This is a genomic window from Chryseosolibacter histidinae (assembly GCF_018598225.1).
Classification (GTDB): Bacteria; Bacteroidota; Bacteroidia; order Cytophagales; family Cyclobacteriaceae; genus Chryseosolibacter; species Chryseosolibacter histidini.
In genome coordinates this window covers 98,843-115,502 of sequence record NZ_JAHESF010000006.1, presented here as the reverse complement: position 1 = coordinate 115,502, position 16,660 = coordinate 98,843, and the positions used below count along the sequence as shown (strand labels likewise).

Below are 16,660 nucleotides of genomic sequence, written 5' to 3'. Positions count from 1 at the left end.
GATGAGTGTGCCATTAAAAAGTACAGACCCGCTCTGGTTTAAAGACGCCATCATCTACGAGCTACATGTAAGAGCCTTCTTCGACAGCAACAACGACGGCATCGGCGATTTTCCGGGGCTGATCCAGAAGCTTGACTACCTCGAAGACCTGGGCATCAACACCCTCTGGCTGCTCCCGTTCTATCCTTCGCCGCTGAAAGACGATGGTTATGACGTCTCAGATTATTACGATGTTCATCCCGACTACGGCACCCTGGCTGATTTTAAACTTTTCCTCAAAGAGGCGCACCGCCGTGGCATCAGAGTGATCACCGAGCTCATCCTGAACCATACCTCTGACCAGCACCCGTGGTTTAAAAAAGCGAAACGCTCGAAGCAGGGCTCACGCGCACGCGACTTTTATGTATGGAACGATACACCGGAAAAGTACAAGGAAGCCCGCGTGATCTTTACGGAGGAGGAATCGACCAACTGGACATACGATCCCGAAGCGAAAGCGTACTACTGGCACCGCTACTATCACCACCAGCCCGAGCTGAATTTCGAAAATGCCGAAGTGCAGCTGGAGATGATCAAGGTGGTGGACTTCTGGATGAAGATGGGGGTAGACGGGTTCCGTTTGCCCTCCGTGACTTTTCTTTTTGAAGAGGAGGGAACGAACTGTGAGAACCTGCCGCAGACCCACGCTTTTGTGAAACGGTTGCGCGCCCACATGGACAAGCATTACAAGAACAGGATCCTGATCGCGGAAGCAAACCTGTGGCCCGAAGATGCCGCCACCTATTTTGGCAATGGTGACGAGTGTCACATGAACTTCCATTATCCGCTGATGCCACGCCTGTTCCTGGCCCTTCGCACGGAAGACAGCTACCCGATCATCGACATCATGGATCAGACGCCACCCACACCACAGAACACCCAATGGGCATTGTTTCTCCGCAACCACGACGAGCTCGGCCTTGAAATGGTGACGGAAGAAGAGAAGGATTATCTCTTCAAGGCTTACGCGAACGATCCGCATACAAAATTCAACATCGGTATCCGCAGAAGGTTAGCGCCATTGCTGAACAACGACCGCCGGAAGATCGAGCTGCTGTACACACTGCTCTTCTCATTGCCCGGAGCGCCTATGCTCTATTATGGCGATGAGATCGGTATGGGCGATAACGTTTACTTGGGCGATCGTTACGGCGTGCGTACACCCATGCAGTGGAGCATGAACCTCAACGCAGGTTTTTCGAACACCAATCCGCAGCGCCTGTTCCTGCCCATCATCACAGACCCTGTATACCGGCATGAGTCAGTGAATGTGGCCACGCAGGAGGAGAACCCTTCATCGTTGTTATGGTGGCTGAAGCACGTGATCGCTATGCGCAAAAGGCTGAACATCTTCGGCCGGGGCGATATCCGGTTCATCGAAAGCTCTAACGCTAAAGTGTTGGCTTTCGCCCGCACACACGAGAAGCAACGCATCATTGTGGTGGCTAACCTCTCGCAGTTCTCGCAGGCTGCTTCACTCAACCTTGCCGAATACAAGGAGTCCGACATCACGGAAGTGTTCAGCCAGAACCGTTTTATGAACGTGGGCGAAGGCAACTACGACATCACCATTGGTCCCTATGGTTATTTCTGGTTCCAGGTAGACAGCGCCGAAAAGAAAGAAAAGTCCGAGGCCAGTGGCGAGCTGCCGTTGCTGCGCACAGACATCTCGTGGGAGCGGTTGTTCGACAACTACAACGAAGCCCGCCACTTTGAAAGAAAGATCCTGCCGCCGTTCATGAAGAAGTGCCGCTGGTTCGGAGGCAAGGCCAAGGTCATCAGTAAGATCGCCATACACAAAGTGATCCCCCTGAAAGTGGAAGGAGATACCCATTTCCTCACCATCATTGAAGTACACTATGTGCAGCGGCTCCCGGAATTTTATTTCCTGCCGCTCACCTTTGTATTGTCAGATAGCATCCTCGAGCGTGTGGAGTATACCGTTCAAAGCGTGGTTTGCCGTGGCGAGATCCAGGGCAAGGCAGGTTTTATCATGGACAGCAGCTATGACAAGTACTTCCGCGATTTCCTGTTCACGAGCATGAACAAGGAGCTGCGGCTGAAAGATGATGAGGGTGGCGTGCTGGAATTCAACTCGGGCGTGTTTGCCAAGCTTGATGTGAAAGAGATCGACTCGAAGATCCTGAAAGCCGATCAGAGCAACACCGCCATTATTTACAACGACCGTTTCTTCCTGAAGTTCTACCGCAAGCTGGAGAAAGAGATCAACCCCGACCTGGAGATCGTCAGGTTCCTCACGGAGCATACCACTTTCCAGAACTGTCCTAAATACGCCGGCAGCATCGAGTACAGAGACGCTGAAGACAAGACCATTGTGTTTGGCCTCCTGCAAGAGAAAGTGGACAACCAGGGTGAAGCCTGGGGTATGTCGGTGGATTCTGTAGGCCGGTATTTTGAACGGGTGATCACCAAAGGAAAGAATGTCAAGCTGCCGAAGCTGATCAACAAATCGGCGCTGAAATTTGAAGACGCCCCGGAGTTGGTGCAGGAGTTCATCGGCCGTGGACTCTATGAAAGGGTGGTGCGCCTCGGGCAACGTACAGCGGAGATGCACCTCGCACTCGGCTCAGATTCATCGAACCCCGCCTTTGCGCCGGAGAGCTTTACCACCAACTACCAGCGCTCGCTTTATTCATCATTGCGGAAGCTGCTGCGCGATCGATTCGGACTGCTGGAAGCTTCGATGCAAAAACTCGATGCGCCGGCGCAGACCCTTGCCAAACAGGTGCTGGAACTGGAAGACACGATCCTGGAAGCGTTCACAGAAGTGTACCAGGCCCGGATCAACGCTATCAAAACACGCATTCATGGCGATTATCACCTTGGCCAGGTGTTGTTCACAGGCAAAGACTTTGTGATCATCGACTTCGAAGGAGAGCCCGGTCTTTCCTTCAGCGAACGAAGGCTCAAGAAGAATCCCTTCAAGGATGTAGCGGGCATGATGCGGTCGTTTCACTATGCAGCGTTTGGCAAACTGCTGCTGAATGAGAACTACCGCGAGCAGGACATCGACATACTGGAGCAAGCCGCCGAACAGTGGCAGCATTACGTGGGCCGGTTCTACCTGGGCTCGTATCTGGAACGTATGGGTATGGGCACGGATCTTTCTCAGGAGAATGAGATCCTGATCCGCACATTCCTGATCGAAAAAGCGATCTACGAATTGGGCTACGAGCTGAATGGCCGCCCCGACTGGACGATCGTACCGCTGAGAGGGATTTACTATTTGGTGAATCGGTATGTTCAGGAGAAAAAAGAGAAGAAGGAGACAGGAGTAAGAAGTAAGGAGTAAGGAGTGGGAATGGCGTTGATAGGAGATTTAGGTATGTTTGAGAATGAAGCGCTATGAAGGAAAAGGTACGAAGTACGAGGGACGAGGTACGGAATACAGTGCTTCGTAGATCGTACCTGGCATTTACGTACCTCGTACTTAGAGATCGCTTTCGTAAATAAACGAGTAGGTAATGGCAAAAAAGATAACCAATAAAGAACACGAGACCACCACCATGGAAAGCTTCAGCCTGATCACGGATTATGATATACATCTGTTCAAGTCGGGCAAGCATTATAAGCTTTATGAGAAGATGGGGGCGCGTATGGCAACGCACAACGGGCAGGAGGGAGCATACTTTGCTGTGTGGGCCCCGAATGCAAGAACAGTGTCGGTGATCGGTAATTTCAATCACTGGAAACGTGATCAGCATGTGTTGCACGCACGTTGGGATCAGTCGGGCATTTGGGAAGGATTTTTTCCCGACATCAAACACGGAGAAGCTTACAAGTACGCGATCGACTCCAATAGCGGCCAACAGCTCGAGAAGTCTGATCCGTTTGCCACCTTCTGCGAAACACCGCCCAAGACAGCCTCCATCATCTGGCAGCCAAAATACGAATGGAAAGACCAGGCGTGGCTCGAGGAGCGCAAACGGCAGGTTGGTAAACCCAAGCCTTATTCGGTCTATGAAGTGCACTTCGGCTCATGGCGAAAAAAGATGGACGAAGGCGGACGTTCGCTCACCTATCCGGAGATGGCCATCGAGCTGGTCAACTATGTGAAAGACCTTGGATTCACCCACGTGGAGTTCCTGCCATTGATGGAGCATCCGTTCTATGGCTCTTGGGGATACCAGCTAACCGGCTATTACGCACCCACCAGCCGCTACGGAAGCCCGGAGGATTTTATGTACATGGTGGATTGTTTTCACAATGCAGGCATTGGTGTGATCCTCGACTGGGTACCATCGCATTTTCCGGGAGACGCGCATGGCCTGTTCACGTTTGACGGTACGTATCTCTACGAGCACGAAGATCCCCGGAAGGGATTTCACCCCGACTGGAAGAGTTATATTTTCAATTATGGCCGAAATGAAGTAAGGTCATTCCTCATCAGCAACGCTGTGTACTGGCTTGACAAGTTCCACATCGATGGACTGCGCGTGGATGCGGTGGCCTCGATGTTGTACCTCGACTATTCGCGGAAAGCGGGCGAGTGGATCCCCAACCAGTATGGCGGAAATGAGAACATTGAAGCGATCACCTTTCTGAAAGAGATGAATGAGGTAGTGTACGGTCAGTTCCCCGACGCCATTACCATTGCCGAAGAGTCGACTTCATGGCCCGGTGTTTCGCGGCCCACATACCTGGGTGGACTCGGCTTCGGACAAAAATGGATGATGGGCTGGATGCACGACACGCTCAGCTATTTTAAGCACGACTCCGTTCACCGCAAGTATCACCAGAATGAGATCACGTTCAGCATCATGTATGCGTTCACGGAGAACTTTATGCTTCCGCTTTCGCACGATGAGGTTGTTCACGGCAAGGGATCGCTGCTCGGACGTATGCCCGGCGATGAATGGAAACGGTTTGCAAACCTGAGGCTGCTCTTCAGCTACATGTTCACACATCCAGGTTCGAAACTTGTGTTCATGGGTGGAGAGTTCGGGCAGAGCGCGGAATGGAATCACGAGAAGAGCCTCGACTGGCATCTGCTGCAGTACGATCCTCACAGGGGCGTGCAGAAGCTCATGCAGGACCTCAACCGTTTGTACAGAACAGAACTTGCATTGTATCAGCACGCTTTCGACCCAAAAGGATTTCAATGGATCGATTACGGCGATCGGGAGAACAGCGTGATTGCCTACCAGCGGAATGGAGATGCCAGGGAAGACATGCTCATTGTGGTCTGTAATTTCACGCCGGAGGTCCGGTATCATTACCGCATTGGCGTTCCTTACAGGGGCCAGTGGAAGGAGATCTTCAATTCTGACGATCAGCAATATTTCGGAAGTGGCGTGCTGAACCACGGATTGCTTGCAACATCGCCTGTAAAATATCATGGCAGGGATTATTCCGTTTCATTAACTTTACCACCCCTGGCCATGGTCGTGCTCAGGCTCGAAAAAGAAATCAACGAATTTGAGCTCAACGACCTGGGCACTTAGGAGGTACGAGATACGAGGTACGAAATACGTTGGAGCGCCCTGCATTCCGTACCTCGTACTTCGTATTTCGTACCTTGTACCGCATACTTATAAACTAGAGCGTATTGGAAAAGTATATCTGCATTCATGGGCATTTTTATCAACCTCCCCGAGAAAATGCCTGGCTGGAAGTCATTGAAGTTCAGGATTCGGCACACCCTTACCACGATTGGAACGAGCGCATCACCGCGGAATGTTATGGCCCTAACACAGCCTCACGCATCCTCGATTCCAAAGGCGTCATTAAGAAGATCATCAATAACTATTCGCGTATAAGTTTCAACTTCGGTGCCACGCTGCTGTCGTGGATGGAGACAAACGACCCGGAGACCTACGAGGCGATTCTGCAGGCCGACCGCGACAGCATGGAGAACTTTGAAGGGCATGGATCAGCGATCGCACAGGTGTATAACCACATCATCATGCCCCTGGCCACTTCGCGTGATAAAGAGACCCAGATCATCTGGGGCATCCGTGATTTTGCCTATCGTTTCAACCGGCAACCGGAAGGCATGTGGCTGGCCGAGACCGCTGTGGACATCGAATCACTGGAGCTGCTGGCGAAACACGGCATCAAATACACCGTACTCGCTCCCCGGCAGGCCAAGGGATTCCGCAAGATAGGAGAGGAAGCCTGGTCGAGCACAGAGCAGCGCCCCATCGACACGCGCCGGCCTTATCTTTATAAGCTTCCATCGGGCAACTCCATCGTGCTTTTCTTTTATGACGGAGACATCTCACAAGGTGTGGCATTCAACGGGCTGCTGAACGATGGAAAGAAATTTGCCGAACGCCTGCTCGACACATTGGATAAATCGAATGAGGCGCAGCTTTCACACATCGCCACCGACGGTGAGACCTATGGCCACCACCACAAGCATGGCGATATGGCGCTGGCCTTCTGCCTTGATTACATCGAGCGGAATAACATTGGCAACCTCACCAACTACTCGCATTTTCTTTCGAAACATAAACCCGCTTACGAGGCACAGATCCACGAGAACAGCTCCTGGAGCTGCGTGCACGGTGTGGAGCGCTGGCGGAACGACTGTGGCTGCAATACCGGCAGCAAACCGACCTGGCACCAGAAATGGCGTAAGCCCCTGCGCGAAACACTCGACTGGCTGCGATTGGAGCTGGAAAAGATCTATGAACGCGAAACGGCCGGCGTGCTCCGGGATCCTTGGATAGCGCGCAACGAGTACATCAATGTTATCTTAAGACGTAACGACGAGAACGTTAAAAAATTCCTGCGCGACCATTGTATCAAAAGTGTAGAGCAGAACAGCATCCTGCGGCTGATGGAAGTTCAGCGCAACGCCATGCTGATGTACACCAGTTGCGGCTGGTTCTTCGATGAGGTGTCAGGCATTGAAACAACGCAGATCATGCAGTACGCCTGCCGCGCCATGCAGCTGGTGAGCCAGATCAGCGATGTGAACCTTGAAATGGAATTCAGGAAACGATTGGAGGAGGTGCCCAGCAACGTTCCCGGATTGCAGAACGCTTCGTTCGTTTATTCCCGGTATGTAATCCCTTCCAAGATCAACCTGCAACGGGTGGGCATGCATTATGCCGTTGCCTCGATCTTTGAAGAAGACCCTGACGCCTTCCCGGTGTTCAACTACACCACTTCCAACGAGGTGTTCATTCGCAAGGAAGCCGGCGAGCAGAAGCTTGTGCTGGGCGTTACCAAGGTAAAATCGAATGTGACTCGTTCGGAGAAGAAGTTCGCCTTCGCGGTAATTTACATGGGCAAGCACAACATCATTGGCAACATCTCGCTCGACATGGAAGAGGAGAAGTTCGCCAGCATGCAGGTGCGCATGATCAGCGCTTTTGAAGAGGGCCGCCTGGGTGATATCATCGGTCTCATGCAGATGTACTTCGGCCCGGAAAAATACACCATCTGGCAGCTCTTCCAGGATGAAAAACGGAAAGTGTTCAACTTCATCACCCAGCAGAGCATGCTCGACCTGGAGGATTCCCTGAGAAGGATCTACAACCGCGATTACCCGCTGGTGATGGCCCTGAATCACAACGGTATTCCTATACCTAACGCTTATAAGACCACCTTCGAATACATTCTCAATGCCGACCTGATCAAATGTTTCCAGACAGACAAGATCAACATCAGGCAGGTGGAGCGCATCATGAGCGAGCTGGTGAAGTGGGACCTGCGCATCGAAGATTCAGGCAAGGTAGAGCGTTTTGCCGGCGAAAGTATCTTCAAGGAATTGAAACGCATTGCCGCGGAAGGCGATAGCTACAAACGCATCGAACGACTCAACAGGCTGTTCCCGCTGATGGTGAAGTTCAACCTGAGGCCCAACCTGTACCGAAGCCAGAACCTGTTCTTCGAGATCTCATTAGAGGTGATCGAAAGCAACGGGCGCACCCCTGAATGGAAGAAACAGTTCTTCCAGCTGGGTGAGAACCTGGGCGTGAAGGTGGAGTGAAAAAGTCCATGGTCCATGGTCGATAGTCCATGGCAGATCGGAGTAGAAGCATCACCACCCTACGAAGCAGCAAACACTCGAATATTCACCGGAAGGCCATCGACTATGATCTATGGACTATGGACCATTATTGGCACACTATCTTAAAATTGCAACGATCCCTTTAAACGACTTCCTCGCATATTGAAGGTCGAAGTCGATGGTATAATAGTAGGTGTCTGCGGGAAGCACTTCTCCGTTCAGGCGGCCATCCCATTCTTTTTCGAGGCCCACTGTTTCAAACAGCAGGTATCCACGCTTGTTGTAAACCCTGACAATGGCCTTGGAAAGCTCTTCGGAGTGTCGCAGCGGTTTGATGCTCCACGTATCATTGGCAAAATCTCCGTTGGGTGTAAACGCTGTTGGGATATCGAGGTCCACAACAATATCGGAAGCCCTGATCTGGCGTTCGGCTTTTTCGCTCGCAGCTTTGCCATCACTCACGGCAATGAGCAGCACCTTGCCCTCGAAGCCTACATCGGCGGTGGTCACGAAATTATAGGTGACGGTGCGGATCGCTTTTTCATAATCGGCGAGCGGTGCAATGCCTGACAGTAGCAACACACCACGCTGCTTATCGAAGGTACCCCTGATGCGTTCACCGGTTTTGAAGGCCAGCTCGTCGATGCCTGGCAAATAACTTTCGGGTTTGAAGCTGATCTCTGCCTGGGCAAGACTATCGTTGTCCGGGTCGGTGATCTCCAGCACCTGTGAGATCGGCATTGGCCCTTTGCCCACGGCATACCCCAGGGCCTCGGTCTCGATCTTTGAGATCTTCGGTGCATCGTTCACAGGTCTTACGCTGATCATGAGCGCATAGGGTGCACTGTCGGAAGTGCCATCGTTCACCACCACATTCACGGCAAGGCTGCCATTGAAATCGGCTGCGGGAGTCACCACCATTCCGGAAGCTGTGTAGTTTGTTCCCTCCAGTATGCGGAACGTGAATCCCGTGGGATAGGTATTGTCAGGATCGCTCACGGTGACATGAGACATTTGCAGTGTGATGGGTTGATCTTCATTGACCGCCAGCGCAACCTGACCGGTGATGGTCGGTCCGTTCTTGCCGGGGTTGATCTTGATCTGCAGCGTGTACGGTTCACTGCTGGCGCTGCCATCGCTCACCCTTACCTGCACTTGCAGCACACCTAAAAAATTGGCGGCGGGTTTCACCTGGTTACCGGAAACCGTGTAAGTGGGAGAAGGCAGAATGCTGAGCGTAAAACCCGTAGGGTAGGTGTTGTCAGGATCGGTTACCTGCAGGTGTGAGAACTGAAGGGTGAAGAACTGGTTCACTTCTCCTTCAAGGGGTTGCTGACCTGTAATGACAGGCGCATCGTTCACGGCGTTTACCGGGAGCTGCAGGTTGTACACAGGGCTGTAAGCTTCGCCATCGTTGACCCGCACGGGTATGGAGAGCGTTCCGCTGAAATTCAGCGCAGGCGTAATAGTGTTGCCACTCACGGTGTAGTTGGCCCCCGCGGTGAGCTCCAGCGCAAACTGATTGTCATCAGGATCAACAATGGTTAGATGCGAAGCCTGGATCGTAAAAGCCTGATCTTCATTCGTGGCGATGCTGCCCTGACCGGTGATCACGGGCACGTCGTTCACGGGGCGTACGTCGATCTTGACGTCGAACTTTTTACTGTCTTGTTCACCGTCATTCACGGTCACCGGGACCGATAACGTGCCGGCAAAGTTTGGGGTTGGGATAACAGTGTTCACGTTCAGCGTATAATCCTTTCCCGGATACACGGTCAGCGTAAAACCCCAGGGATAGAACCAGTCATCGCGGTCTTGTACTACCAGGTCGGTAAGTTGAAGGGTAACGGACTGATCTTCATTGATAATGATCTCTCTTTGCCCCTTGATATCGGGTCTCCGGTTGTCGTCTCTGGGCCCCTGGGCAGTGGCCAGCACAGAACATGAGATGGTAAAAAATAGTAAAAACCAATAGCGCATGACAGACCTGTGGATAGATCTTGTCGATGTACTAATTATATGCCAAAGCGGCGGGGCCCGTATTGAATGACTAGGAGTGTCATTTCAGAAACTGGCTTTCAAAAGATGCGTGGTGTAAAGTTGACAGTTGACAATAGGCAGTTGACAACGTGTAGTGTAACTTTGCACGATAGTTACTGATCAGGAGCAGAAACACGCCCCAAGCCAGGCCTGACTCGATTTGTCAATTGTGCATTTGTCAATTGTCAACTTTGGCTTCCGAAGCGGCGGGGGATCTGTGTTGAATGACGGGCAAGTGTTATTTCAAAAACTGGCTTTCAAAAGATGGGTCGTGTTAAGTTGACAGTAGACAACGGGCAGTTGACAACGTGTAGTGTAAGCTTGCACGATACGTTACTGATCAGGAGCAGAAACGTGCCCCAAGTCAAGCTTGACTCGTTTTGTCAATTGTTCATTTGTCAACTGTCAACTTCTGCTTCCGAGGCGCAGGCTAAGCAACAAACATTACCTTCTTTCGAAGGGCAGGGGCTAGGCAATAATCTTCTGAAGCTGCTTCTGCTGGGTGTTGTCCAGGTAGTTCCATACAAGGCTGCTGGCGCCGAGGATGGGGGCGGCCTGGTTCTGAAGGCCTGAAGGAAGCACTTTCACTTTTCCGCGGAAGAGTGGCATCAGGTTGGCCTCCATGTGGCGGATAGTAGGTTTGAAGATCAGGTCTCCGGCCAGTGACAAACCACCAAACAGGAAGATGGCTTCCGGATCGGTATGCACCACGGTCTCTGCCAGTTTCATACCCAGAATGCGCCCGGTATATTCAAACGCCGCCAGCGCCACAACGTCACCGCGGATCGCGGCTTCGGTGATCATCTTGGTGTTGAGGTTATCAAAGGCAATGCCCCGCAGCTCGCTGGGCTCCAGGTGATCGGCAAGCAGCTTGTAAACGGTTCGTTTGATGCCTGTTGCCGATACATAAGTTTCGAGGCAGCCGCGTTTACCACAATTGCAATAGCGGCCGGCAGGGTTCACGGAAGTATGGCCAACTTCACCGGCAATACCGTGTTTGCCATTCAGCAGCTGACCGTTGGCGACAAATCCAGATCCGAGACCAGTACCCAGGGTGATCACAACAAAATCCTTCATTCCCTTGGCGGCACCGTATACCATTTCACCCACAGCGGCGGCATTGGCATCGTTGGTGATGATGGCGGGTATATCGAATTCCTCCTTCAGCATATCTGCCAGCGGAATAATGCCTTTCCATTTCAGGTTGGTAGCACGTTCGATCGTGCCCTTGTAGTAGTTTCCATTGGCGGCGCCCACACCGATCCCAAGGATCTTGTGCTCTCCTTTAAGTCCCTGGATCGCCTGGCGGATGGCATTGGCAAGCCCCTTGAAGTAATCCTTGAACTCGTTGTATTCAGCAGTTGAGATACTTCCCTGGAAAACAACCTGTCCTTCCTTATCGACAATACCGTACTTGGTGTTCGTTCCTCCGATGTCGATGCCAATGGTTAACTCTTTCATTTCCTGCAATATTTTTGGGTTTTAGATAGACAGGATCTTCGCGATTCTCAGCGACTCACTGTCGATTTCATGGTGTTTCTGGGCCATGATCGTGTTAAAATCATTATACACGATCTTATTGTCTTTAATTCCTACCATCACATCTTTTTGTCCCTGCATCAATCCTTCCACAGCGGCAATGCCCATTTTGCTGGCCAGCACCCTGTCGAAGTAGGTAGGAGCACCACCGCGCTGGAGGTGACCGAGAATGGTAACTTTGATGTCGAAGTAAGACGACCGCTCCGCTACTTTACGGGCCAGCGTATTGGCATCGCCTATCTTGGATCCTTCGGCAACAACGATCAGGTTCGATTTTTTGGAAGTCTCCTTATCAGCACCCAGCAGGTTGTAAAGCTGGTCGAAGCTCATGTTCTCCTCGGGGATCACGATGCCCGTGGCACCGCCGGCAATGCCGCTGTTGATGGCGATGTATCCGGAATTACGTCCCATTACTTCCACAAAGAAAAGCCGGTTGTGGGAGAGGGCCGTGTCGCGGATCCTGTCGATGGCTTCAACTGCCGTATTGGTTGCCGTATCATAACCGATGGTGTAGTCGGTACCAGGCAGGTCGTTATCGATTGTACCCGGAATGCATACCGAAGGCACCCTGTATTCCTCATAGAACTTGTGCAGTCCGGTGAAAGTGCCGTCGCCGCCGATGGCTACCAGGGCTTCGATGCCTTCAGCCTTCAGGTTCTCGTAGGCTTTCTTCCTTCCTTCTGCCGTGCGGAATTCTTCACTGCGGGCCGACTTCAGAATCGTGCCGCCGCGTTGAATAATATTACCCACTGAGCGGGCTCCGAGCTTGACGAGATCTCCTTCGATCATGCCTTCATAACCACGCATGATACCGTAAGCATCTTTCTTGTAATAAGTGCAGGCACGAACCACTGCACGGATGGCGGCATTCATTCCAGGAGCGTCGCCGCCTGACGTAAACACTCCAATTTTCCGAATATTATTCTCCATCAAACTTAAAAATCCATCAAAAATAAGGGATGACCTTCACTTTATCCAAATCTAATTAATCAACTGAATTTCAAACGTTTGAAATAGTTGATTAGGCCGTTTGTAGACGCGTCATGGGAGCTCACTTCGCCGCCGCTGGTGAGTTCCGGCAGGATCTTTTTGGCCAGTACTTTTCCGAGCTCAACACCCCACTGATCAAAGCTGAACACATTCCATACAATGCCCTGCACAAAGATCTTATGCTCGTACAACGCAATCAGGCTTCCCAAAGCGCGCGGCGTTATCTTCTTCAGCAGGATACTGTTGCTGGGACGGTTGCCTTCAAACACACGGTACGGTGCATGGAAGGCGATCTCGTCTTTGCTCATGCCCGCTTTCGAAAGCTCTGTTTCCACTTCGTCGAGGGTCTTGCCATTCATCAAAGCCTCGGCCTGCGCGAAATAGTTCGAGAGAAGCTTCTCATGATGATCGCTCAGCGGATTATGACTGATGGCCGGGGCAATGAAATCACAGGGGATCAATTTTGTGCCCTGGTGGATGAGCTGGTAGAACGCATGCTGACCATTGGTGCCCGGTTCGCCCCAGATGATAGGACCGGTCTGGTAGGTCACAGGGTTGCCTTCACGATCAACCGACTTTCCGTTGCTCTCCATATTACCCTGTTGGAAGTAGGCGGCAAAACGGTGCAGGTACTGGTCATAAGGAAGGATCGCTTCCGACGCAGCGCCAAAGAAGTTGTTATACCAGATGCCCAGCATGGCCAGGATCACTGGTGCATTTTTTTCGAAAGGTTCGTTTTTGAAATGGTTGTCCATGGCATGCGCGCCTTCCAGCAGCTGCACAAAATTGTCGAAGCCAATGGTGGCAGCGATCGACAGACCGATGGAAGACCACAGGGAGTACCGTCCGCCAACCCAATCCCAGAACACGAACATGTTCTCGGGGGCGATGCCGAATTTGGTAACTTCTTTCTGATTGGTTGATACCGCCACAAAATGTTTGGCTACCTCGCCTTTTCCACCGGTCTTCTCCATGAACCAGGCACGGGCCGATTCGGCATTGGTCATGGTCTCCTGGGTGGTGAATGTTTTCGAAGCGATGATAAACAACGTGGTCTCCGGATCGAGCTTCTTCACCGTCTCCGCCAGGTGTGTGCCGTCTACGTTAGAGACAAAATGCGGCGTGATGCTGGTCCAGTAGGGACGGAGCGCTTCGGTCACCATGTAGGGCCCGAGGTCCGATCCGCCGATACCAATGTTCACGATGTTCTTGATAGCCTTACCTGTGTAACCCTTCCAGGCGCCGGAGATCAGGCGGTCAGAAAAGCTCTTCACCTGGTCGAGCACCTTGTTCACTTCCGGCATCACATCCACACCCTCTACCAGCACCGGGGTGTTGGAACGGTTTCTCAGCGCCACATGAAGCACTGAACGGTTTTCGGTACGGTTGATAGCCTCACCGCGGAACATGGCCAGGATGGCGTTCTGCAGCTCAACCTCACTGGCGAGTGACAACAGCAACCGCAGCGACTCTTCATTGATGATGTTCTTGGAGTAATCGATGAGGATATCTTCGAACTGAAGACTGAATTTTTTGAAACGGTCTGGATCTTCGGCGAAAAGCTCACGCATGTGCGTTGCCTGAAGTGTTAAAAAGATCATTTCAAGCTTTTGCCAGGCACTGGTCTCGGAAGGGTTGTGGTTTGGTAACATAGGCTTTAAAAAAAGAGATGACATCCTTCAAAAGGATGTCATCTCTGGGTGGAAGATTACTTTTTGAATTTATTCACAAGCATGGCAAGCTTTTCTTCCATGCTTTGCTCTTTCTCCTTGGGCTTCTGCTTGGGTTTGTTACCCCTGGCCGGCATTTCTCCGGGTTGGGCGAAGGGATCGCTCTTCATCGACAGGCCTATACGCTTCCGCGGAACGTCGACTTCAACCACGGTAACCTGAACTTTCTGCTGCACGGTAACGGCCTCTTTCGGATCTTTGACAAACTTGTCTGAAAGGTGGCTGATGTGCACGAGGCCATCCTGGTGAACGCCGATGTCTACAAAGGCTCCGAAATTGGTTACGTTGGTAACAATGCCCGGAAGCTTCATGCCGATCTTTAGGTCGCCGATGGAATTGACACCCTCGGTAAAGCTGAACACCTCGAACACCTCACGCGGGTCGCGTCCCGGTTTTTCGAGCTCGCTCAGAATATCGTTCAGGGTAGGGAGCCCCACCTTTTCAGTAACATATTTATTGAGGTCGAGCTGCTTACGGAGCTCGGCGCCGCTCATCAGGTCTTTCACAGAGCAGCCGAGGTCGGCGGCCATGCGTTGAACGATGGCGTAACTTTCAGGGTGAACCGCACTGGAATCCAGCGGGTTACTGGAGTCGTGGATGCGCAAAAAGCCCGCCGCCTGCTCGAACACTTTCTCACCGAGGCGCGGCACTTTCATGAGTGAATCGCGGTCTTTGAAAGGACCATTCTGATTCCTGAACTCCACAATATTTTTGGCGAGCGCGGGGCTCAGACCTGATACATAGGAGAGGAGCTCCTTGCTGGCAGTGTTCACTTCCACACCCACGGAGTTCACGCAGCTCATCACCACGTCGTCAAGACCCTGCTTCAGCTTGGTCTGGTCTACGTCGTGCTGGTACTGGCCTACGCCGATCGACTTCGGGTCTATCTTTACCAGCTCTGCCAGCGGATCCATCAATCTTCTGCCGATGGATACGGCGCCACGCACGGTCACGTCCTTATCGGGGAACTCTTCACGCGCCACTTCAGAAGCTGAGTACACCGAGGCCCCACTTTCATTCACCATTACCACCAACACCTTGTTATTCAGGCCGATGGACTTCACGAAAGATTCAGTTTCACGGCTTGCCGTTCCATTACCGATGGCGATGGCTTCGATATCATATTTTTGGACGAGTCCTTTAATAATGGTGGCCGATTTAGCCACGTCGCGTTGCGGCTCGTTGGGATAGATCGCTTCAAAGTGCAGCAGTTTTCCCTGACGGTCAAGGCACACCAGCTTGCAACCCGTTCTGAAACCAGGGTCGAGGGCGAGCACATTCTTTTGTCCCAGCGGGGCGGAGAGCAGGAGCTCTTTCAGGTTGGAAGCGAAGACCTTGATCGCTTCTTCATCGGCCCTCATCTTCGTTTCCATACGGATCTCCGTCTCGAGCGACGGCCGCAGCAGACGTTTATATGAGTCTTTCGCGGCCAGCCTCACCTGCTCGCTGGCAGCATTTTCTGTTTTAATGAATTGTCGTTCGATAGCATGCAGCGCATCTTCTTCGGGCGGAAATATGTCGAGCGCCAGGATGCCTTCCTTTTCACCCCGGCGCAGGGCCAGCAGGCGATGGGAGGGAGTTTTAGAGATCGGCTCCTTCCATTCGAAGTAGTCTTTGTATTTCTGGCCTTCAGCTTCTTTTCCTTTGAGCACCTTTGATTCTACGGCTCCTTCTTTCCAGAAGAGCTCTCGCACATGCTTGCGGGTCTCCTGGTTTTCGCTGATCCATTCAGCAATGATATCGCGGGCGCCTTCGAGTGCTTCCTGAAGTTCGTTCACACCTTTTTCAGAATCGATGAACGTTTTGGCGAACTCTTCGAGGTTGAAATTCTCCTGGTCGAAGATCTTTTGTGCCAGCGGCTCGAGACCTTTCTCTTTGGCGGCCGAAGCGCGGGTTTTGCGTTTCGGTTTGTAAGGGAGGTAGATGTCTTCGAGTTCGGCAAGCGAGGTGGCGGCTACTACAGCCTGCATCAGCTCGGGCGTAAGTTTGCCCTGTTTTTCTATAGAGCTGATGATGGCTTCCCTGCGTTTATCAAGTTCGCGCAGCTGTTCAAGCCTGTCGCGGATGTTAGCGATCATCACCTCGTCCATACTGCCGGTCAGTTCTTTCCGGTACCTCGAAATGAAGGGTATGGTTGCTCCTTCAGTCAACAAGTCTGCCACTGCTTTAACGTTCTTGTGTTGCAGGGAGAACTCCTTTGTGATCTGCTCAATCCAGCGTGAAATATTTTCCTGTTCCATATAAAATTAAGGCAGGCAAAAATAGAATAACAAAAAGAACCTGCAAGTATGGATTTTTATGTGGTTGAAGTTGAGCCTTTTAAGTTAAATAAAGAACT

At 51.9% G+C, this 16,660-nt stretch carries 8 protein-coding genes; 3 read left to right on the top strand and 5 right to left on the bottom strand.

The window, feature by feature from the left end; translation table 11 throughout:
* Position 1 precedes the first annotated feature (1 nt).
* From treS to KK083_RS08105, 3 genes are all read left to right on the top strand, one after another.
* Complete coding sequence (gene treS / locus KK083_RS08115) at positions 2-3,352, top strand: maltose alpha-D-glucosyltransferase (protein WP_254162313.1); 3,351 nt, start codon at positions 2-4, stop codon at positions 3,350-3,352.
* A gap of 172 nt (positions 3,353-3,524) precedes the next feature.
* Positions 3,525-5,504, top strand: a complete 1,980-nt coding sequence (glgB, locus tag KK083_RS08110) for a 1,4-alpha-glucan branching protein GlgB (protein ID WP_254162311.1) — start codon at positions 3,525-3,527, stop codon at positions 5,502-5,504.
* Positions 5,505-5,608: 104 nt separating this feature from the next.
* A complete protein-coding gene (locus KK083_RS08105) occupies positions 5,609-8,002 on the top strand; it encodes a DUF3536 domain-containing protein (protein WP_254162309.1) in 2,394 nt (797 codons plus the stop codon).
* 138 nt (positions 8,003-8,140) lie between these two features.
* Here KK083_RS08105 and KK083_RS08100 read toward each other — a convergent pair whose 3' ends face one another.
* The 5 genes from KK083_RS08100 to KK083_RS08080 all read right to left on the bottom strand — a co-directional run bounded on the left by KK083_RS08100 (position 8,141) and on the right by KK083_RS08080 (position 16,562).
* Positions 8,141-10,003, bottom strand: coding sequence for a tandem-95 repeat protein (locus KK083_RS08100; protein WP_254162307.1), 1,863 nt, complete (start codon positions 10,001-10,003; stop codon positions 8,141-8,143).
* A 528-nt stretch (positions 10,004-10,531) separates the two neighbouring features.
* Positions 10,532-11,524, bottom strand: coding sequence for an ROK family protein (locus KK083_RS08095; RefSeq protein WP_254162305.1), 993 nt, complete (start codon positions 11,522-11,524; stop codon positions 10,532-10,534).
* 21 nt (positions 11,525-11,545) lie between these two features.
* Positions 11,546-12,532: a 6-phosphofructokinase gene (gene pfkA / locus KK083_RS08090; RefSeq protein WP_254162303.1), complete on the bottom strand. Its 987-nt coding sequence runs from the start codon at positions 12,530-12,532 to the stop codon at positions 11,546-11,548.
* A 59-nt stretch (positions 12,533-12,591) separates the two neighbouring features.
* Positions 12,592-14,244, bottom strand: a complete 1,653-nt coding sequence (gene pgi / locus KK083_RS08085) for a glucose-6-phosphate isomerase (protein WP_254162301.1) — start codon at positions 14,242-14,244, stop codon at positions 12,592-12,594.
* Between the two features lie 56 nt (positions 14,245-14,300).
* Complete coding sequence (locus tag KK083_RS08080) at positions 14,301-16,562, bottom strand: Tex family protein (RefSeq protein ID WP_254162299.1); 2,262 nt, start codon at positions 16,560-16,562, stop codon at positions 14,301-14,303.
* Positions 16,563-16,660: the final 98 nt, after the last annotated feature.